Origin of the sequence: Micromonospora sp. NPDC048930 (genome assembly GCF_043197935.1) — a bacterium.
Classification (GTDB): Bacteria; Actinomycetota; Actinomycetes; order Mycobacteriales; family Micromonosporaceae; genus Micromonospora.
The window spans coordinates 30,168-50,274 of record NZ_JBICUB010000029.1 but is presented as its reverse complement, the minus strand read 5'-3'; the positions used below and the strand labels follow the sequence as shown (position 1 = coordinate 50,274).

The 20,107-nt window shown below is 74.1% G+C and carries 19 protein-coding genes; 10 read left to right on the top strand and 9 right to left on the bottom strand.

From position 1 onward, the window contains the following. Positions 1-59 precede the first annotated feature (59 nt). Together ACGFI9_RS36460 and ACGFI9_RS36455 are read left to right on the top strand one after the other, a co-directional pair. Complete coding sequence (locus tag ACGFI9_RS36460; protein ID WP_393185519.1) at positions 60-1,376, top strand: family 43 glycosylhydrolase; 1,317 nt, start codon at positions 60-62, stop codon at positions 1,374-1,376. 63 nt (positions 1,377-1,439) lie between these two features. Beyond that, a complete protein-coding gene (locus tag ACGFI9_RS36455) occupies positions 1,440-2,276 on the top strand; it encodes a siderophore-interacting protein (RefSeq protein WP_393185517.1) in 837 nt (278 codons plus the stop codon). Positions 2,277-2,280: 4 nt separating this feature from the next. Here ACGFI9_RS36455 and ACGFI9_RS36450 read toward each other — a convergent pair whose 3' ends face one another. After that, positions 2,281-4,275, bottom strand: a complete 1,995-nt coding sequence (locus tag ACGFI9_RS36450) for an acyltransferase family protein (RefSeq protein ID WP_393185515.1) — start codon at positions 4,273-4,275, stop codon at positions 2,281-2,283. 60 nt (positions 4,276-4,335) lie between these two features. Then, a complete protein-coding gene (locus ACGFI9_RS36445) occupies positions 4,336-5,028 on the bottom strand; it encodes a hypothetical protein (protein ID WP_393185513.1) in 693 nt (230 codons plus the stop codon). Positions 5,029-5,144: 116 nt separating this feature from the next. Here ACGFI9_RS36445 and ACGFI9_RS36440 point away from each other — a divergent pair, with 116 nt between their 5' ends. From ACGFI9_RS36440 to ACGFI9_RS36420, 5 genes are all read left to right on the top strand, one after another. Continuing rightward, on the top strand, positions 5,145-6,116 hold the full coding sequence (locus ACGFI9_RS36440) for an ABC transporter ATP-binding protein (RefSeq protein WP_393185511.1): 972 nt from the start codon (positions 5,145-5,147) through the stop codon (positions 6,114-6,116). Continuing rightward, positions 6,113-6,964, top strand: a complete 852-nt coding sequence (locus ACGFI9_RS36435) for an ABC transporter permease (RefSeq protein WP_393185510.1) — start codon at positions 6,113-6,115, stop codon at positions 6,962-6,964. The genes ACGFI9_RS36440 and ACGFI9_RS36435 overlap by 4 nt, the downstream gene beginning before the upstream one ends. 10 nt (positions 6,965-6,974) lie before the next feature. Then, on the top strand, positions 6,975-7,253 hold the full coding sequence (locus tag ACGFI9_RS36430; RefSeq protein WP_393185508.1) for a helix-turn-helix transcriptional regulator: 279 nt from the start codon (positions 6,975-6,977) through the stop codon (positions 7,251-7,253). Between the two features lie 102 nt (positions 7,254-7,355). Then, positions 7,356-9,248, top strand: a complete 1,893-nt coding sequence (gene dnaG, locus ACGFI9_RS36425; RefSeq protein WP_393185506.1) for a DNA primase — start codon at positions 7,356-7,358, stop codon at positions 9,246-9,248. Then, a complete protein-coding gene (locus tag ACGFI9_RS36420; protein WP_393185504.1) occupies positions 9,248-9,784 on the top strand; it encodes a hypothetical protein in 537 nt (178 codons plus the stop codon). Before dnaG ends, ACGFI9_RS36420 begins: the two co-directional genes overlap by 1 nt. Before the next feature lie 3 nt (positions 9,785-9,787). Here the strand turns inward: ACGFI9_RS36420 and ACGFI9_RS36415 are convergent, their stop codons facing one another. The 5 genes from ACGFI9_RS36415 to ACGFI9_RS36395 all read right to left on the bottom strand — a co-directional run bounded on the left by ACGFI9_RS36415 (position 9,788) and on the right by ACGFI9_RS36395 (position 16,805). After that, entirely contained in the window at positions 9,788-10,756 is a 969-nt protein-coding gene (locus ACGFI9_RS36415; protein WP_393185502.1) for a TAXI family TRAP transporter solute-binding subunit, read from the bottom strand. Beyond that, positions 10,753-11,145, bottom strand: coding sequence for a roadblock/LC7 domain-containing protein (locus ACGFI9_RS36410; RefSeq protein ID WP_393185500.1), 393 nt, complete (start codon positions 11,143-11,145; stop codon positions 10,753-10,755). Before ACGFI9_RS36410 ends, ACGFI9_RS36415 begins: the two co-directional genes overlap by 4 nt. Further along, positions 11,142-13,541, bottom strand: a complete 2,400-nt coding sequence (locus ACGFI9_RS36405; RefSeq protein WP_393185498.1) for a nitrate- and nitrite sensing domain-containing protein — start codon at positions 13,539-13,541, stop codon at positions 11,142-11,144. Before ACGFI9_RS36405 ends, ACGFI9_RS36410 begins: the two co-directional genes overlap by 4 nt. A gap of 67 nt (positions 13,542-13,608) precedes the next feature. Further along, positions 13,609-14,628 (bottom strand): TAXI family TRAP transporter solute-binding subunit, encoded by a 1,020-nt coding sequence (locus tag ACGFI9_RS36400; RefSeq protein ID WP_393185497.1) that lies wholly within the window; start codon positions 14,626-14,628, stop codon positions 13,609-13,611. Further along, a complete protein-coding gene (locus tag ACGFI9_RS36395) occupies positions 14,625-16,805 on the bottom strand; it encodes a TRAP transporter permease (RefSeq protein ID WP_393185531.1) in 2,181 nt (726 codons plus the stop codon). Before ACGFI9_RS36395 ends, ACGFI9_RS36400 begins: the two co-directional genes overlap by 4 nt. 392 nt (positions 16,806-17,197) lie before the next feature. Between ACGFI9_RS36395 and ACGFI9_RS36390 the strand changes: the two genes are divergently transcribed. Continuing rightward, complete coding sequence (locus tag ACGFI9_RS36390) at positions 17,198-18,130, top strand: ABC transporter ATP-binding protein (RefSeq protein WP_393185495.1); 933 nt, start codon at positions 17,198-17,200, stop codon at positions 18,128-18,130. A gap of 13 nt (positions 18,131-18,143) precedes the next feature. Here the strand turns inward: ACGFI9_RS36390 and ACGFI9_RS36385 are convergent, their stop codons facing one another. Continuing rightward, entirely contained in the window at positions 18,144-18,386 is a 243-nt protein-coding gene (locus tag ACGFI9_RS36385) for a flavin reductase (RefSeq protein WP_393185493.1), read from the bottom strand. Then, positions 18,386-18,604, bottom strand: coding sequence for a hypothetical protein (locus ACGFI9_RS36380; RefSeq protein WP_393185491.1), 219 nt, complete (start codon positions 18,602-18,604; stop codon positions 18,386-18,388). Before ACGFI9_RS36380 ends, ACGFI9_RS36385 begins: the two co-directional genes overlap by 1 nt. 217 nt (positions 18,605-18,821) lie before the next feature. Here ACGFI9_RS36380 and ACGFI9_RS36375 point away from each other — a divergent pair, with 217 nt between their 5' ends. After that, complete coding sequence (locus ACGFI9_RS36375) at positions 18,822-19,625, top strand: Scr1 family TA system antitoxin-like transcriptional regulator (RefSeq protein WP_393185489.1); 804 nt, start codon at positions 18,822-18,824, stop codon at positions 19,623-19,625. After that, complete coding sequence (locus ACGFI9_RS36370) at positions 19,616-19,807, top strand: DUF397 domain-containing protein (RefSeq protein WP_393185487.1); 192 nt, start codon at positions 19,616-19,618, stop codon at positions 19,805-19,807. Before ACGFI9_RS36375 ends, ACGFI9_RS36370 begins: the two co-directional genes overlap by 10 nt. The last annotated feature ends 300 nt before the right edge of the window (positions 19,808-20,107 follow it).

Here is a 20,107-nt window from a genome sequence, read left to right as displayed (position 1 = left end):
CACCCGCCCCGGCCGGCACGGCGGGCGTCATCCATCGATGAGTGTGGTTATAATCGGCCATGCGTCGAGCCCTCGCCTGCCTGGCCGCCGTGCTCGTGGCCACCCCCGTCGTCGTCGCCGCCGAGGCGGCCTCCGCCGCGACCACGTCCCCGGCGCTCGTCATCGCCAGCGACTTCCCCGACCCGGACGTGATCAAGGTGGGTGGCACCTACTACGCCTACTCGACCAACAACGGCAACGGCAACGTGCCGGTCGCCACGGCCACCTCGCTCACCGGCCCGTGGACGCGGCGGCCGGACGCCCTGCCGACCCTGGGTGCCTGGGCCGACGGCGGCCGCACCTGGGCCCCCGACGTGTCCCAGCGCGCCGACGGCAGGTTCCTGCTCTACTACACCGCGCGCAGCCGCGCCGCCGGCCGGCAGTGCATCGGAGCGGCCCTGGCCAGCTCGCCGCTGGGCCCGTTCGCCCCGGTCGGCACCGGGCCGCTGGTCTGCAACGGCACCGAGGGCGGCGACATCGACCCGTCCAGCTTCGTCGACTCGACGGGCCTGCGCTACCTGCTCTACAAGGACGACGGCAACGCCATCGGCCAGCCGACGAGCCTCTGGCTCCAGCAGGTCGCCGCCGACGGCGTGACGCTCCAGGGCGGCCGCGTCGAGCTGTTGCGCAACGACCGCCCGGAAGAGGCCGGCGTCATCGAGGCGCCCGTGCTGACCAAGGTCGGGTCGCGCTACGTGCTCTTCTACTCCCTCGGCGGCTACGGCGGCGACGGCTACCAGACCAGCTACGCCACCGCGACCTCGCTCACCGGCCCGTACGCGAAGGCGTACCGGTCGCTGGTGACCACGGCGAGCGTGGACGGTGCCGTGCGGGGGCCCGGCGGCGCGGACGTCGTCCGGGAGGCCGGCGGCGACCATCTCGTCTTCCACGGCTGGATCAACAACTACTCCGCCCGTGGGATGTACGTGGCGGCGCTCGGCTGGGCCGGCGAGTATCCCGTGGTCCGGGGCAGCCGGGTGCGGTACGAGACCGAGCGGGGTGTGCTCAACCACTGCGCCGTGCGCAACACCAGCACCGCCTCACAGGGCCAGGTGGTGGCCTACATCGACTACGCCGACAGCTGGGTCGACGTCACCGTCTACGCCCCGCGCGCCGGTGGCTACACCGCGTACATCGCCTATGCCGCCGGGTACGGCGACGCCACGCACACGTTGACCGTCAACGGCGGCGCCGCCCAGGTTGTCAGCTATCCGAACACGGGCTGGGAGACCTGGCGGCAGGTCCGCGCCGACGTCACCCTGAACGCCGGGTTCAACACGCTGCGGCTGACCCACCGGGACCGCTGGGCCGAGCTGGACTACGTCGAGATCGCGTAGGGACGGGGCACCCCACCCCGGGCCGGCGACGTCGTCCCTGCTGCTTAGGCTAGCCTAAGTAGCATGACGGAGCGCCCGAAGAAGGTCACCGCCGCCACGGTCGTCCGGACCGAGCGGCCCACCCCGCACCTGATCCGGCTGGTGCTGGGCGGTGCGGAGCTGGCCGGCCTGCCGGTGGGCGCGTACACCGACCATTACGTGAAGCTGGTCTTCCCGCCGGCCGGGGTGGTCTACCCGCACCCGACGGACCTCGCCACCATCAAGCGGCAGTTCCCGGCCGAGCAGTGGCCGCGGCTGCGGGCGTACACCGTGCGGGCCTGGGACGCGGCGGCCGGTGAGCTGACCATCGACGTGGTGCACCACGGCGACGAGGGCCTGGCCGGGCCGTGGGCGGCCCGGCTGCGCCCCGGCGACCCGGTGCTCTTCACCGGCCCCGGCGGGGCGTACGCCCCGGACCCGACGGCCGACTGGCACCTGCTGGCCGGGGACGAGAGCGCCCTGCCCGCGATCGCCGCCGCCCTGGAGCGGCTGCCCGCCGGCGCGCGGGCGGTGGCCTTCGTCGAGGTCGACGGCCCGGCCGACGAGCTGCCGCTGGCCAGCGCCGGCGCGGTCGAGCTGCGCTGGCTGCACCGGGCCGGCCGGCCGGTGGGCGAGGCGCTGGTCGAGGCGGTCCGGGCGCTGGACTTCCCGCCCGGCCGGGTGCACGCCTTCGTCCACGGCGAGGCCACCTTCGTCAAGGAGTTGCGCCGGCTGCTGCGGATCGACCGCGGGGTGCCGCGCGACGACCTCTCCATCTCCGGCTACTGGCGGCGGGGCATGGACGACGAGGGTTGGCGCTCCACCAAGCGCGCCTGGAACGCCCAGGTGGAGGCGGAGGAGTCGGCGGTCCTGCCCGCCTGACCGGTCACGCTCCGCGCACCGCCAGCCGGTAGAGCTGCGGCAGCAGCCACGGGGCGATCCACTGCTGCACGCCCTCCGGGGTGAAGTGCAGCCCGTCGCTGCGTACCCGGACCCCGCCGGCCTCCCAGGTGAAGCGGCCCTGCGGGCAGACCCGCCGGTTGAGGTCGAGCACGGTGGCGCCGTGCCGGTCCGCCGTCGCGCGCAGCAACCGGTTCCACGCGTCCACCCGCGCCGCGTCGTCCTCCGGCCAGAGCCCGCCGTCCGGCCGCTCCGCCCGCCGGGTGTACGGCGCGGTCAGCAGCGCCACGTGCGCGCCCTTCCCGGCGGCGATGTCGATCGCCCGGTCCAGTTCGCCGGTGAGGTACCGGTCGAATGCCGGCTCGCCGACGTGCTGCCAGCGCCCGTCGAGCTTGCGGTCCATCAGCTCCCACCGGTCCAGCAGGATCACCGCGACGTCCGGGTCGTCGGCCCGGACGCCCCGCCGCCAGCGGTCGTCCCAGTGCTCGCAGCCGGGGTAGTTGGGGTGCGGCTCACCGATGTAGCGCAGCTCCGGGAGCCGGGCGATGCCGCAGCCCTGCACGGCCCGCACGCTGACCGCGAGCTTCTCCTGCTCGGGCAGGTAGCTGCCGAGCGACCAGGCCACGGAGTCGCCGAGGAAGGCCACCCGGGGCTGGCCGGGCTCGCGCCCCGGGCGGCGTACCGGGGGCACCGCGGTGGGGGAGCCGGCGGCGCCGGCCGTCGGGGTGGGGGCGTCGAGGGCGATCGCCGGGCGGGGGAGCGGGGCGGGGGGCACGGTGCCGAGGACCGCGACCGCGGCCACCCCGGCGACCGCCGTACCGGCCACCGCCGGCGCCGGGCGGGGCAGCCGCCGGGCCCGGCGGATCGGTCGCTCCACCAGCAGGTACGACCCGGTGGCGACGGCCAGCGTGACCGCGCAGCGGGCGGCGAGCAGGGCGATCCCGGCCAGCCCGGTCCGCTCGGCGGTGAGCCACTGGAACAGCGGCCAGTGCCAGAGGTAGACGCCGTACGAGATCCGCCCGAGCCAGACCAGCGGCGCCAGGGCGAGCAGCCGCGCGGTCGGGGACGCGGGGCTGACCGTGGCGTGCGCGATGACCGCGACCACCGCGAGGGCGGCCACGGTCAGGCCGCCCCGGTAGAGCCAGCCGTCGCCGCCCCCGGCGGTGGCCCAGAACCAGCCGGTCACCACCGCCCCGGCCAACGCCAGCGCCCCGAGGACCGGGTGGCGGGCCGGCCGGCCGGGTGCCGGGGCCGGATGGCTTCGCGGCGCGGGGGCGGCGGCCGGCATCCGGGCCAGCAGCACGGCGAGCGCGGCGCCGACCAGGAGGGCGACGGCCCGGGTGTCGGTGCCGTAGTAGACCCGGTCCACCGCGCCCGGGGCGAACAGCGCCGCGGCCGCGAGCGCCGAGCCGGCCGCTCCCAGCAGGACGACCGGCAGCACGGCGCGGCGCCGGAACGGGCCGGAGTCCCGCCGGGCCGTCCAGCCCAGCAGCGCGATCAGCAGCAGCGGCCAGAGCAGGTAGAACTGCTCCTCGATGCCGAGCGACCAGGTGTGCTGCAGCGGGGACGGGCTGCCGGTGGCGGCGAAGTAGTCGCCGTCCCGGTTCGCCATCCGCCAGTTGGCCACGTACCCGAGCGCGGCCAGCGCGTCCCAGCGCAGCGCGCCGAGTTCGGTGCCGGGCAGCACCTCCCGGGAGACCAGCAGCACCACGACGAGCAGCAGGAGCAGCGCGGGCAGCAGCCGGCGCACCCGCCGCCCCCAGAACGCGACCAGGTCGACCCGGCCGGTGTCCCGGTGCTCGGCGAGCAGCAGCGAGGTGATCAGGAAACCGGACAGCACGAAGAACGCGTCCACCCCGAGGAAACCGCCCGGCAGGGCGGCGACCCCGCCGTGGAAGGCGAGGACGGCCGCGACCGCGAGCGCGCGGAGACCGTCCAGGGCCGGTTGGTAGGGGACCCTGGCCCTGCTCGTACCCGACATGGGCCGGTTGTGCCCGTCGGTGACCGCCTTACACCCGGTCGCCCCGCCGCGGCGCGTATCTCAGGGGCGGGCCGGCGGGGGGCCGCCCGCGGGCTCGCCGCCGGCCGGGGCGGGGTCCGGGACGGCGAGGGCCCGGCGGTCGAGCACCGCACCGACGTGCCCGGCGGAGCGGGCGACGCGGCGGCGGATCACCCGCAGGTGTACGGCGACCGAGCCGGGCGCGACCAGCGCCGCGACCAGCGCGGCCAGCCAGGCCGGGCCGGCGAGCAGCACCGCCAGCGTGGCGGCCAGGCCGACCAGCGCGCTGTTCACCAGCGCGATCATGCCGGCCTGGCTGACCAGGTCCCGGAACCAGTGCCGGTGGAACGGCTCGGGGGCGAACGGCCCCGGGTCGTCCAGCGTCGGCATGACGATGAACGGGGTCAGCCCGGGCGCGCGGCGGGCCAGGTAGGTGCGGAGCACCGTGGCGGCGACCGCGTACCGGCGGCCCCGGTCGTTCAGCTCGACCTGACGGGCGAAGACGAAGACCCCGAGCAGCAGGACCAGCAGCCCGAGCCCGGCCAGCACGGCCGGCCCGACCCGGTCGCCGGGCCGCCCGGTGGTGATCAGGCCGGCCGACACCGCGGTCGCCCCGGACGCCACCGCCAGGAAGAAGGTGAACCGGGCGGTGGACTGGTCGTGCACCGTGCGGCTCAGCTCGCGCAGGTGCTCGTACTCGGCGAGCGCGATGGTCAGCTCCGTGTCGTCGGCCATCCGGCGTCCCCTTCCCGGTCGCGGGGCCCACCGTAACCAAGATCCGCCACCGGTCCCGCCCCGGCCGCGAGAGTGGGTGTACCTCGACATGTAGTAGAGATGCTACATTTCGCGGCATGACTGCGGTCGAACTGCCGGGAGTCGTCAGTGCTCCCCACCCGCCCGACGAGGACCTGGTCCTCGACGTCCGCGACCTGCGCATGCGGTACGGCACCGTCGACGTGCTGCACGGGGTCGACCTCACCGCCCGGCGCGGCGAGGTTCTCGCCCTGCTCGGGCCCAACGGGGCCGGCAAGACCACCACGATCGAGATCCTGGAGGGCTTCCGGATGCGCTCGGCCGGGGAGGTCCGTGTCCTCGGCGTCGACCCCGCCCGCGGCGACGAGGGCTGGCGCGCCCGGATGGGCGTGGTGCTCCAGTCCTGGCGGGACCACGGCAAGTGGCGGGTCCGCGACGTGCTCGTCCACCTCGGCACCTTCTACGCCCCGTACGCCACCGACCGGATCCGCCGGCCGTGGCCGGTCGACGAGCTGCTGGACGCCGTCGGGCTGACCGCGCAGGCGGAGAAGCGGGTGCACCAGCTCTCCGGCGGCCAGCGCCGCCGGCTCGACGTGGCGGTCGGCATCGTGGGCCGCCCGGAGCTGCTCTTCCTGGACGAGCCGACGGTCGGCTTCGACCCGGCCGCCCGGCGGGAGTTCCACGAGCTGGTGCACCGTCTCGCCGACCTCGACGAGACCACCATCCTGCTCACCACGCACGACCTGGACGAGGCGGAGAAGCTGGCCGACCGGATCCTCATCCTGGCCGGCGGCCGGATCGTCGCCGACGGCTCGCCGGACGAGCTGGCCCGCCGGGTCGCCGGGGACGCGGAGATCCGCTGGACCCGGGACGGGGAGCGCTTCGTGCACTCCGCCGCCGACGCCACCGGCTTCCTCCGCGACCTGCTCCGCCAGTACGGCGACGCGGTGCAGGAGCTGGAGGTCCGCCGGGCCAGCCTGGAGGACGCGTACATGGCACTGGTCTACGAGGAGGAGTCGGGGGTCCGGACCGGCCGGGCCGCCCGGGTGTGGCAGGGGAGCGACCGATGAACCCGACCGTGACGGCCGTCCGGGCCGGTCTCCAGCGCGGCGTGATCGAGCTGCGCAACACCTTCACCAACGGCCAGGACCTGTGGAACTACTTCTTCCCGACCGCGGCCCTGCTGGTCACGATGTTCTTCATGCGCGGCTCCACGGTGCCCGGGACCTCGTTCTCCCTCGGCGCCCGTACGCTGCCCAGCGCCCTCGGCATGGGCCTGGCCTTCGGCGGCATGCTGGTGCTCGCCTCGCAGCTGGTGATCGAGCGGGAGGACGGCACCCTGCTGCGCGCGAAGGCCACCCCGAACGGGATGCTCGGCTACCTGATCGGCAAGATCACGCTGATGTCGACGGTGGCGCTGGTGAGCATGCTCCTCCAGCTCGTCCCGGCGCTGTTCTATCTGGACGGGCTGCGGGTCACCAGCGCCTCCGCCTGGCTCACCCTGCTCTGGGTGGCGGTGCTCGGCCTGGTCGCCACCCTGCCGATGGGCGCGGTCCTCGGCTCGCTGATCGAGAACCCGCGCAACCTCGGGCTGGTCATGCTGCCGAACATGGGACTGATCGCCCTCTCCGGCATCTTCTACCCGATCAACGGCTACCCGGGCTGGCTGCAGGCCGTCGCCCAGGTCTTCCCGATCTACTGGCTAGGGTTGGGGATGCGTTCGGCGTTGCTGCCCGACAGCATGGCCGCGGTGGAGCTCGGCGGCTCCTGGCGGCACCTGGAGACGCTCGGCGTGCTCGGCGCCTGGGCGGTGCTCGGGCTGGTGCTGGCGCCGGTCGTGCTGCGCCGGATGGCCCGTCGGGAGTCCGGCTCGCGGGTGGCCGCGCGCCGGGAGCGCGCCATGCAGCGGGTCGGATGAGAGGGCGTCGATGAGCGAGACCGTGCACAACCGGATCGCGGTGCTGCGCGCCGAGCGGGGCATCTCCCGCCGGCAGCTCGCCGACGCGCTGGGCGTGCACTACCAGACCGTCGGCTACCTGGAGCGGGGTGAGTTCCGGCCCAGCCTGCACCTGGCGCTGCGGATCGCCGCGTACTTCGAGGTGCCGGTCGAGGTGGTCTTCTCCATCGAGCCCTTCCCCCGGATCGGCGAGGCTGACCGAGCCGTGGCGCACGGCGGTGCGACCAGCGACGCGGGCCGCTCCGCCTGACGACCGACCGCCGTGCCGGCCCGCCCGGCGCGGCGGTCGACGCGCGGTGTCCGCCACACGCCCGTCCCCCCGATCGCCGGATCGTCGGTCCGGCAGGGCAGGATGTACGCCGAGGAGGTGGCGGAGATGGCTGGCCGGATCCGGGACGAGGACATCGCGCTGGTCCGCGAGCGCACCTCGATCGCCGAGGTCATCTCCGACACGGTGACCCTCAAGTCGGCCGGCGGCGGCAACCTCAAGGGGCTGTGCCCGTTCCACGACGAGAAGAGCCCGTCGTTCAACGTCTCGCCGGCCCGCAACGTCTGGTACTGCTTCGGCTGCGGGGCCGGTGGCGACGCGATCAAGTTCCTGATGGACGCCGAGCACCTGAGCTTCGTCGAGTCCGTCGAGCGGCTGGCCGCCCGCGCCGGCATCCAGCTGCGGTACGTCGAGGACGACCGCGCGGCCCCGCGTACCCGGCCGCACCAGGGGCAGCGGCAGCGGCTGGTCGCCGCGCACGCCGCCGCCGTGGAGTTCTACCGCGCGCAGCTCACCACGGCCGGCGCCCGGCCGGCCCGGGAGTTCCTCGCCCAGCGCGGCTTCGACCGGGCCGCCGCCGAACGGTACGGCTGCGGCTTCGCCCCCGACGCCTGGGACCTGCTCACCCGGCACCTGCGCCAGCAGGGCTTCAGCCATGACGAGCTGGTCACAGCCGGGCTGTCCCGGCCGTCCCGTTCCGGCACCCTGATCGACCGGTTCCGCCGACGGTTGCTCTGGCCAATCCGCGACCTCACCGGGGACGTGATCGGGTTCGGCGCCCGCAAGCTCTTCGACGACGACGACGGCCCGAAATACCTGAACACCCCCGAGACCCCGATCTACAAGAAGTCGCACGTCCTCTACGGCATCGACCAGGCCAAACGAGAGATCGCCAAGCAGGGCAAGGTGGTCGTGGTCGAGGGCTACACCGACGTGATGGCCTGCCACCTGGCCGGCGTGACCACCGCCGTGGCGACCTGCGGCACGGCCTTCGGCTCGGACCACATCGGCGTGCTGCGCCGGCTGCTGATGGACACCGACGCGGTGGCCGGCGAGATCATCTTCACCTTCGACGGGGACGCCGCCGGGCAGAAGGCGGCGCTGCGCGCCTTCGAGGACGACCAGCGCTTCGTCGGGCGTACCTTCATCGCGGTCAGCCCCGACAACATGGATCCCTGCGAGCTGCGGCTGGCCAAGGGCGACCTGGCGGTCCGCGACCTGGTCGCCCGCCGGGAGCCGCTGGTCGACTTCGCGCTCCGCCACGTGATCAACCGGTACGACCTGGACACGGTCGACGGCCGGGTGGAGGCGATGCGCCGCGCGGCCCCGCTGGTCGCCAAGATCAAGGACCGGGAGAAGCGCCCGGAGTACGTCCGCAAGCTCGCCGGTGACCTCGGCATGGAGATCGAGCCGGTGCAGCGCGCCGTGCTGGCCGCCGCGAACGGGCAACCGGCCGGCGAGGCGGCCGCCCGGGCCCGGCCCGGCCCGGCCGCCCCGGCCGTGGACAGCCCGCAGTCGATGGTCGAGCGGGAGGCGTTGAAGCTCGCCCTGCAGGAGCCCGTGCTCGCCGGCCCGATGTTCGACGCCGTCGAGGCGGCGGAATACCGGCACCCCGTGCACCAGGTGGTCCGGGCGGCGGTCGCGGCGGCCGGCGGGGCGGCGACGGCCACCGGCGGCGCGGTCTGGATCGAGCAGGTCCGGGACGCCTGCGACGACCTGGCCGCCCAGGCGCTCGTCGGCGAGCTGGCGGTCGAGCCGCTGCGCATCGACGGCGAGCCCGACCCCCGGTACGTCTCGGTCACCATGGCCCGCCTCCAGTGGGGCTCGGTCACCGGCCGGATCAAGGACCTCAAGTCGAAGATCCAGCGGATCAACCCGGTGAGCAACAAGGACGAGTACTTCGCGCTCTTCGGGGAACTGCTCTCGCTGGAGCAGCACGCGCGGGCGCTGCGCGAGCAGGCCGCCGGAGGGCTGTGATGGGACTGTTCAACCGCAAGCCGAAGCTGCCACCGGCCGACCGGCCGCCGCTGGCCCCCGACGAGCGGGTGCTCGCCTGGGCCGCCGCCGGCAACGGCGAGGGCGACGGCGTGGTGGTGGCCAGCAACCTCGGGCTCTGGCTGCCCGGCCGGGGGCACCGGATCGGCTGGCACGACATCCTCAAGGCCGTCTGGTCCGGCCGGGAGCTCACCGTCACCCCCGCCGAGCGGGTCACCGAGCGGGACGGCTACCTCGTGGTGGCGGACTGCCCGGCCGAGACCTACCTGCTGCTCGACCCGGGCGACCTGCCGCACCAGGTGCGGGCGCGGGTCACCCGCTCGGTGGCGTACACCGCGCACCACCCGGTGCCCGGCGGCGCCGGCCGGATCGCCGCCCGCCGGGTGTCCGGCGTCGACGGGCTGACCTGGACGGTCCGGTACGACGCGGGCACGCCGGCCGACGACGAGGCGGTGGCCGCCGAGACGGACCGGCTGATCGCCGCCGCCCGCGCCGCCACCACCCCCGCCGACGTCTGAGCGTCAGCCGCTCCGGTAGTAGCGGTCCGCGCCCGGGTGCAGCGGGATCGGGCCCGTCCCGGACGCGCTCTCCCGGGTGAAGTTGGCCGCCTCCGGATGCACCTTGATCAGCTCACCCTGGTAGGTGAAGAGCAGCCGGGTCAGGTCGTACGCGAGCTGGTCCGGCATGTCCGCCCGCACCAGGATCACGTTCGACACGGTGATGGTCGGCGTGGCGCTCGGGGTGCCGTAGACCTCCTTCGGCAGCGACGACGTGGTGTAGACCGTGCCGTAGCTGGCGGCCAGCGGCTCGATCAGGTCGGCGATGGGCAGCAGCCGGAACGTGCCGGGCGCGCTGGAGAGCAGGTCCTTGATGCCCGGGGTGGGCAGGCCGCCGGAGAAGAACATCGCGTCCAGACTGCCCGCTCGCATCCGTTTCACCGTCTCCGGCAGCGACAGGTTCAGCCGCTGGATGTCCCGGTCCGGGTCGATGCCGCCGGCGGTCAGCAGCCGGCCCGCGATGATGTCCGTGCCGGACTTCGGCGAGCCGGTGGAGACCCGCTTGCCGCGTAGCTGGGCGAAAGTCTTGATCTTCCCGTCGGCCCGGACGATCACGTGGGTGTAGTTGCTGTAGATGCGGGCCAGCGCCCGCACCGGCTGCGACTGCCCGTCGAACGCGCCCCGGCCGGCGACCGCGTCCGCCGCCGTGTCGGCCAGGCTGAAGGCGATCTCCATGTCGCCGCTGGCCAGCCGGTTGATGTTCTCCACCGAGGCGCCGGTCGGCTCGGCCCGGGCCTCGTAGCCGGGCAGGTGGCGGCTGATCACGTCGGCGTAGCCGCCGCCGAGCTGGTAGTAGACCCCGGTGGTGTTGCCGGTGGCCAGGAAGATCCGCCCGCCGTGCCACCCCTGCGGGCCGGCGCTCGCCGCGCCGCAGCCGGCGACGACGACGGCCAGCAGGAGCGCGGCCACCAGCCGCAGGGGGCGGCGGATCACCGGCGGACCGCCGGTTCCAGTGCCTCGGCCACCCGCTGCACCAGCGTCGCCGTCTCGTAGCCGATCTGGCCCAGGTCGCAGCCGGGTGCGGCGAGCACGCCGAGGAGGGCCCGCTCGCCCACCGCCATCACCAGCATCACGCCGCCGTCCATGTCGACGATCTGCTGGCGTACCCGGCCGGCGGACATCAGCCGGGCGGCGCCCACGGTCAGGCTCGCCAGGCCGCTGATCACCGCGGCGAGCTGGTCCACCTGGTCGGGGGAGAGGTCCGGCGAGGCGGCCAGCCGCAGCCCGTCCTCGGACACCGCGAGGGCGTGCGACACGTCCGGCACCTGCTCGGCGAAGTTCGCCAGCAGCCAGTCGAGTCCGGCGGTCACGGATGAGGTCATCTGGGTCTCCCGTTGGGTGTGGTGTTCGGGGCACGGCGCATCGCGGTGGCCACGCCTTCGGCGAGGGCGGACAGGCGAGCCCGTACCACCTCGGGGTCGAGCAGGTCCGCCTCGGGGCGGGGCGGTGCCGCGGTGTTGGGCAGGGGAGCGGGGAGCTGGCCGCCCCGGGTGCGTCGGGGCAGGCCGGTCGCGGTGCTCTGCGGCAGCCCGGGGGCGTCCGCGGGGCGGACCCGGGTGGCGTGGGGCGCCAGCAGCGCGCCGCCGGCCGATCGCACGCTGGCCACCCCCCGGGCGGCGGCGGCCGGGGCGGCCCCGGCGATCGGCATGGGCACGGTGGGGCTGTGGTGCAGGGCGGCCGGGGTGGGTGGGGTGCTCACCACGTCGCGGCCGTCGGCGCGCGGGCGGAACCAGGGCACGCCCCGCCCGGTGAGCTGGCGGCGCTGGGCGGCCGGCCGCCGGGTGACCGACTCGACCCGGGTCAGCGCGCTCTCGGGCACCTCCACCTGCGCGACGATGCCGTTGCCGGTGTCGTGCAGCTGCACCCGGATCCCGTGCCGGGCGGCCAGGTGCGCCACCACGTGCAGGCCCATGCTGCCGGCCGCGGCGCTGGAGAGGGTGGCCGGCGAGGCCAGCCGCTCGTTGATCGCCGCCAGCCGGCTCTCGCTGATCCCGATGCCCTGGTCGTGCACCCGCAGGGTGAGCCCGTCGACCGTACGCCGGCCGTCCACCAGCACCGTCGAGTCGGGCGGCGAGTAGACGGTGGCGTTCTCCAGCAGCTCGGCGAGGAGATGCACCAGGTTGCCGACGGCCGTGCCGTGCACCGCCGCGGTCGGCACGTCGACCTCCACCCGGGGGTAGTCCTCGATCTCGGAGGCCGCCGCGCGGACCACGTCGTCGAGGCGCAGCGCGCCCTCGTGCCCGCGGCCCGGCTCGCCACCGGCCAGGACCAGCAGGTTCTCGCCGTTGCGGCGCAGCCGGGCGGCGAGGTGGTCCAGCGCGAAGAAGCGGGCCAGCGCGTCCGGGTCGGTCTCCTCGCGCTCGAACTCGTCCAGCAGGCGGAGCTGGCGGGTGATCAGGGTACGGATCCGCCGGGCCAGCGCCTCCGCCATCCGGGTCACGTCCAGCCGCAGCTCGGCCTGCTCGCCGGCGAGCCGCAGCGCGGCCTTGTTCACCGTGTCGAACGCCTCGGCCACCTGGGCCACCTCGTCGCGGCCCCGGCGGATGCCGGCGGTCAGCTTGCTCGCCGTGCCGTCCCCGGGACAGCCGTCGCCGGCGGCGATCGCGGTGATCCGTTCCGGCAGCTCGCGGTTGGCCATGGTGAGCGCGGCGACCCGCAGCCGGCGCAACCGGCGGCTGGTGCGGACCGCCAGCAGCAGGGCGGTGACCAGCGAGCCGAGCGCGACCGCGCTGGTCAGGGTGGCGGTGAGCAGCCCCCGCTGCCGGGCGGTACGGGCCAGCGCGCCGGCGTCCCGGTCCAGCTTCTCGGAGAGCTCCCGGCCGAGCAGGTTGTACCGGCGGATCGTCCCGCTCTGCGCCACGTACCAGGCGTCACCGTCGGCCTTCACCGCCGCCGCGGCGCCGTCGGTGTCCAGCACCCCGTCGCGCATCCGGCGCGCGGCCTCCACGTCGGCGCCGGACACCACCCGGTACCAGGCGGCGTCGGCCCCGCCGGTGGCGATCCGCAGGAACTCGGCCTGCCGCTGCTCCCGGGCGCCGCGCAGCCGGGCGAGCCCGGCCAGCTCGCCCGGGGCGAGGCTGCCCCGCACGAAGACGCCGCGCAGCAGGTCCCGTTCCAGGGACGCCAGGTGTTCCTGGGCGGCCACGGCGGCCACCTGCCGGGCCCCGTTGGCCAGGTCGGCGTCGCGCAGCTGGGCCGGGAGGGCGTCGGCGACGGCGAGCAGCGACTCGACCAACGTCACGTACGTCGGGTCGGCGCTGTCCCCGGCCAAGGCGAGCCGGCGGTTCGGTTCGAGCTGCTCGAGCTGGCCGTCCGCGTCGTTCAGCACGGGCCTCAGGTCCGGCGCGGCCCGGCGCGCGTCGGCGCTGGCGCTGCGGTACCGGTCGACGGCGGTGTCCACCCGGCGCCGCTGGGCGTCCACCAGCGGCCGGCCGGCCGTGCCGCCGCGCTGGCGCAGGGCCGCCGTCTCGCCCAGCTCGCGTTCCAGCTCGTGCACCAGCCGGACGGTGGCGGTGGCGGTGCCGGCGAGCACCCGGGCCCGGTCGGCGTCCCGGGAGGCGTCGAGCGCGGCGTCGGTCTGGGCGGCGCCGAGCACCACCAGGCCGACCGTGGCCACCAGGATCGGCGTGAGCAGCTGGGTGCGTACCGACCAGAGGCGTTCGGTGCGGTCCGCGGAGCGGTGGTGCCGGCGTACGCGGGCCGGGCTGGGCAGCGGCACGGAGGTCTCCCGGATCGGCGTGGGGGTGCCGGGCCCGGACGCGTCGTCCGGGCCCGGCGTCGTGGGATCAGGCGGCGCCCAGGTCCTTGAGCGCCTTCTCCGCCCCCCGGTGCAGCTTCACCGGGTCGGTCTTGCGGGCGTTCTCCAGGCTGATGCCCTTCGCGGCCGGGTTGGCCTGGGCGAGCGCGTCCTTCTTCTCGAAGACCGTCCGGGTGATCGCGCAGGCCACGTTGGCGTCGAGGTTGTCCCGGACCAGCAGCACGTTCGGCACCACGATGGTCGGCGTGTCGGCCGGGGTCTTGTACACGTCCTTGCCGATGGTGCCCGCCTGGTACGCCGGGTTGAGCTCGGCCATCTTCGGCAGCAGCGGGCTGATGTCCAGGAACTTGACCTTGTCGCCGGCGGTGGTGAAGAGGTCGGTGACCCCGCCGGTGGGCACCCCGCCGGACCAGAAGAAGGCGTCGATGCTGCCGTCCTTCATGCCGTCGACGGTCTTGGTCAGGTCGAGGCGCTGCGCCTGGATGTCCTTGGCCGGGTCGAGGCCGGCGGCGGTGAGCAGCCGGTTCGCGATCACCTCGGTGCCGGACTTGGGCGAGCCGGTGGAGACCTTCTTGCCCTTCATGTCGGCGACTGAGTTGATCCCCGCGTCGGCCCGGACGACCACCTGCGTGTAGTTGTCGTAGATCCGAGCGAGGGCCTGCACCGGCTGCGGCGAGGTGAAGCTGCCCTTGCCCTGGACCGCGTTGACCGCGGTGTCGAAGAGCGAGAAGGCGACGTCGTACTGGCCGGCGACGAGCTGCTCGACGTTCTGCACCGAGGCGCCGGTCTCGGCGGCGGTCCCGGTGAGCTTGCCGTCGGTGGCCCCGGAGAGCTGGCCGGCCAGCGCGTTGCCGACCACGTAGTAGACCCCGGTCGCGTTGCCGGTGGCGATGCCGACCCGGGTGTCCTTGGTGACCTTGCAGGTGATCTCGCTGGCGGCGTCGTCCGTGGCCGCGCCGTTCTGCCGGCCCCCGCACCCGGCGGTGCCCGCCGTGATCAGGGCCAGTACCCCGATGCCCGCGGCTATCCGTACGTCGATCCGACTCACTGAATTTCCTCCCCAGGGGTTCCGGATGGGACTGCCGGGGACGCGCCGGCCCGGCCGGCGGTCCTCCGTCGTACGAACACGCCCGCGACCAGCACGACGGCCAGCAGCGCGCCGATGGTGACGGGCACGGGCTCCAGCCAGAGCAGGGACAGCCCGGCGAGCGCGCCGACGATCCGCTCCGGCACGCCGGCCGGTCCGATCCCGGGCAGCCAGCCGCCCGCCGCGACCGCCAGCAGGGTGACGCCGACCGCGGAGACCACCGCGGCCACCGCGATCCGTTCCGGCCCGCCGATGCCGAGCAGCCCGAGGCCGGTCGGCGTGATCACGAAGGCGATCGGGATGAGGTACGCGGGCAGCGCGTACCGCAGGGTCTGCCACATGGTCGGGACCAGCCGGCCGCCGGTCACCGCCGCGGCGGCCACCGCGGCGAGCGCGGTCGGCGGGGAGACCTCGGACAGCACCGCGAAGTAGAAGACGAACATCGCGGCGGCGGGCGCGGTGACGCCGAGGTTCAGCAGCGCCGGGCCGATGATCACCCAGCCGATCACGAAGGAGGCGGTGACCGGCACGGCCAGGCCGAGCAGGGTGAGCGCGACGGCGGCGAGCAGCGCGGTGAGCGCCAGCACCACGGCCGGCTCGGAGCTGACCGCCTGGGCGCCGCTGACCAGCAGCGCGGCGGCCTGCGGGCCGAGCCCGGTCTTGGTGGTGGTGGCGGTGATGATGCCGGCGGCGGCGCAGACCGCGCTGACCGCGAGCACCCCGCGTACGCCGCCGCTGAGCGCCTCGACCAGGCGGGCCGGGGTGAGCCGGTGCCGCCGGTCCAGGAAGGACAGCGCGGCGGCGAGCACGGTGGCGACCACCACGGCCCGGGTCGCCGAGGCGCCGGTCGCGAGCACCACGATGATCACGATGAGCGAGAGGAAGTGGTAGCCGAAGCGGGCCAGCAGCCGCCAGGCCGACCCGGTGGCGATCACCACGGGGCGTACCCCGGAGCGCCGGGCGTCGATCTCCACCGAGAGCAGGATGCCCAGGTAGTAGAGGATCGTCGGGACGGTGGCCCAGCCGAGCACCTGCAGGTACGACACGCCCAGGTACTCGGCGATGATGAACGCGGCGGCGCCCAGCGTCGGCGGGGAGAGGATCGCGCCGACGCCGGCCGCGGCGAGCATCCCGCCGGCCCGCTCCGGCGGGTACCCGGCGCGCCGCAGGATCGGCCAGGTGACCGCGCCGATGCTGACCGTGGTGGCCGCGCCGGAGCCGGAGACGGTGCCGAGCAGGAAGCCGGAGGCGACCGCGGTCCGACCGGGGGCGGTGCGGGAGCGGCGGAACGCGGCGGCGGAGAGCTCCACGAAGAACCGCCCCGCGCCGGAGAGGTCCAGCACCGCCCCGTAGATGGTGAACAGCACGATGTACGAGGCGGCGACGTCCAGCGGGGTGCCGTAGAAGCCGCTGTCGGAGTTGTAGAACGCGTCCACGAGCTGCCCGAAGTCGAGCCCGGCGTGGGCCACCGGCCAGGACTGCGGCAGCAGGCCGCCGTAGTAGCCGTAGGCCAGGAAGAGCAGGCAGACCGCCGGGAGGATCCAGCCGGTGGTCCGCCGGCACGCCTCCAGCAGCAGGAGCAGCAGCGCGGTGCCCATCGCCACGTCCAGCGGGTCCAGCAGGCCCTGCCGGTCGAGGAAGGCGTCGTACCCGCCGCCGCCCGCGCCGATGGTCACCGGCAGCACCGGGTACAGGCAGCTCACCAGCGCGGCGAGGGCGAGCAGCCAGTCGACCGGGGTGGGGCCGCGCCGCTCCGCCGGGCCGTCCGGTGACCCGCCGGCGTCCGCCGCGTCGTCCGCCGCCGGGGCGCTCGCCGAGCGCCGGGGCAGGCGCACTCCCGAGGGGTACGCCAGGAACACCATCGGCAGTACGCCGGCCAGGAAAAAGATCAGGTAGTACTTGCTGCCCTGCGGAAGCGGAAAGAAGACCTGCCAGAGGGCGAGCAGGGCGATGGCGACAGTGACGCCGGTGAACAGCAGCCCGACCGGTCCGGACAGCACCCGGCCCGGTTTCTCGTCCTCGAACCGGGCCGCCAGTTCCCGGGTGTCGTGGTGCGCGCCAATCGGTCCGTCGTCGGCCCAGACCGGGTCGCCGACCGTTCCCTCGTCGGGCGGTAGCGACACCGGGTCGACGTCCACGTCGGACGCCGGGGTCTGCGCACCGGTTGACCGGGGCGTCGGAGGGGAGCCGTCGGAGGAGCGAACGGGCGACACGAGGGGGCACGATACGCGAATCGCACACACGATGGGAACATTGTCGATTGCGATTGCATTACGTGACGAAAATAGCGCTCCCATTACTCAGCGCACTCGTATTCAGAGTGGTTTTCGCGATACGGGGAGGGCGAATGCTCTTCACTTCTTGAATCACGCCACGTCCGAAAAGGATCTGTCCACAATGCCCGATTGATCCGGCATTGACTGCGGCCGTTGGCGGATACGCATCGTAACCGAAGTTACTCTCAGTGTGCGGTGCGGGCATGGGCGGTTAACCGGTCGAGGCTGTCGGACCGGGCGGCTAGGGTCGGCCGGTGACCACTGCGCAGCCACTCATCCAGGCCCGGGGGCTGGTGAAGCGGTTCGGCGACTTCACCGCCGTCAACGGCATCGACGTCGAGGTGCGCCCCGGTGAGGCGTTCGGCTTCCTCGGGCCGAACGGTGCCGGCAAGTCCTCCACGATGCGGATGATCGGCTGCATCTCCCCGCCCTCCGGCGGTGAGCTGCGCATCCTCGGCATGGACCCGGTCCGCGACGGGTCCGCGATCCGGGCCCGGCTCGGCGTCTGCCCGCAGCTCGACAACCTCGACCCCGAGCTGAACGTCCGGGAGAACCTCACCACCTACGCCCGCTACTTCGGCATTCCGCGCCGGGTGGCCCGGGAGCGGGCCGCCGAGCTGCTCGACTTCGTCCAGCTCGCCGAGCGCGCCGAGAGCAAGGTGGAGCCGCTCTCCGGCGGCATGAAGCGCCGGCTGACCATCGCCCGCGCACTGGTCAACAACCCGGAGATCGTGCTGCTCGACGAGCCCACCACCGGGCTCGACCCCCAGGCCCGGCACCTGGTCTGGGAGCGGTTGTTCCGGCTCAAGCAGCAGGGCGTCACCCTGGTCCTCACCACCCACTACATGGACGAGGCGGAACAGCTCTGCGACCGGCTGGTGGTGATGGACGGCGGCCGGATCGTGGCCGAGGGGTCGCCGCGCGCCCTGATCGAGGAGCACTCCACGCGGGAGGTGGTGGAGCTGCGCTTCGCCGCCGACTCGCAGGAGGCGTTCGCCGGCAAGCTGGACGGGCTGGGGGAGCGGGTCGAGGTGCTGCCCGACCGGATCCTGCTCTACGTGGCCGACGGCGACGCGGCGGTGGCCGAGGTGGCCGCGCGCGGCCTGGTCCCGGCCAGCGTCCTGGTCCGGCGCAGCAGCCTGGAGGACGTCTTCCTGCACCTCACCGGCCGCACCCTGGTGGACTGAACACCGCCAACGATCACCGGGTCCTCGCCCAGCTGACGAAGCGGTCGGAGAGGTTCTCCGGGGCGGCGCCGTGCAGGGCGGCGAGGTCGGTCATCGCCTCGCCCATGAGCGTGCCGAGGTAGATCAGCAGGTCGGTCCGGTTCTCGCGGTACTCCCCGAGCAGCGCCAGGCGGGCCGGGGAGCACGGCCACGCGGCGCCGCACACCCGGCAGCGCCAGGACGGGCGCGCCGCGACGTGCGGGCGGTAGCGGGGCATCAGCTCATGCCCTCCTCGCCGCGACGCGGCGACGGCACCCGGCGACCGCCGTTCGCCCGCCACTCCTGGGCGCGGGTCAGCCGTCCCGGGCGTCCGGGGCCGTCGACCGGGAAGACCTCCGTCGGGGCGGTCGCCCACGTCGGGCGCTGGTTGGGCGTACGCCGGGGGAGCGGAGTGGGCGGTGCCGGGCGCCGGCAGCGCCAGAATCTGAGTCGCATCGAGGTGGGCCTCCGGGTCAGGTGGGATGGGGGCGCCTGCGGACCTCGTTGTGCGCCGGCGCCCCCGGCCTGGTTCCGCCCGCCGTCCGATCCCGGGAGCGGTTCCGCTGCGTGACAGTCTGCTGAGGACCCGACTACGGTGGGAGGTCCCGCGCGCCGACGACCAGCGCGTACGGCGGCCCACGCCAGGCGGTACGAAGATGTACGGAGGCTGTCCGTGGAACTCTCGTCCATGCTGGACCACTTCGCGGAGGAGCTACGGCTCGCGCGGGCCACGAGCGGCATGTCCCAGACCGCGCTGGCCGAGGCCCTGAGCTATTCGGGCGCCCTGGTCGCCAAGGTGGAGACCTGCGAGCGCCGGCCGAGCCTGGACTTCGCCCGCCGGTGCGACGCGGTTTTCGGGGCGGACGGCCGGTTCGAGCGCATCCAGCGCCGGATCAGCCGGGAGACGGTCGTGCCCTGGTTCCGCGACTGGGCCGGCATCGAGCAGGAGGCCACGGCGCTGCGCACGTTCGAGCCGCTGTGCGTTCCCGGTCTTCTGCAGACCGAGGGATATGCACACGCCATCCATGCTGGCGGCGGGCTGTTCGCTGCGGACGAGATTGAGCGGCAGGTGGCGACCCGCCTGGACCGCCAACCAATACTCACCCGCGACCGGCCGCCGCTGCTCAGCGTCGTCGTGGACGAGTACGTGCTGCGCCGTCGCGTCGGTGGGCCTGACGTGATGCGCGAGCAGTTGCGGCACCTGGTGAAGCTGGGCTCAAACCTGCCCCGGGTCCGAATCCACGTCGTGCCGATGTCGGCTGGCGCGTACCCTGGGCTCGCCGGACCCTTCGTGATCGCCACCTTGCCCGGCGGCGACGACGTGGTCTACCTGGAGGGGCAGCGGCACGGGCAGGTGATCGACCGGGCCGACTTCGTGCAGCAGATGGTCGAGGTGTGGGAGTCGATCCGCGGCGAGGCACTATCGCAGCAGCAGTCCCTTGAGTTGATAGCGGAAGTGGCGGAGACATGGACCTGACCGGTGCCCAGTGGCGCAAGAGCACCCGCAGTAGCGGCCAAGGCGGCAACTGCGTGGAGGTGGCCGACAATCTCCCCGGCGTGGTCGCCGTACGCGATTCCAAGGACCCGGACGGGCCGGTGCTGGCCTTCGCCCCCGGCGCGTGGCGCGTGTTCGTCGCCCGGGTCGCCGAGCGGCCGTAGCGGCGATCGGTCCCGTTGCCCTCCCCGGCGCAGGACCGCTGCCTGTCCCTTGACGCAGAGTGACATGGCCGCCATCCGCGCCGACTTGCACACAGCGTGATCGTGCGGCGCTGCCAAGGATCAGGACATACCCGGCCCACCCGCCTCGCAGTCCCGCTGAGCTGCGTGTTTCTGACCGACCTCCGCCAGCCGGCACCACCCCTCACGCCGCCTTTGCTCTGCAGCCACGGACGCAGCACCTCACTCTGCGTGCCTGCTGCGTCCGTGGCTGCAGAGCAAAGGGAGCGGCAGCACCTGTCG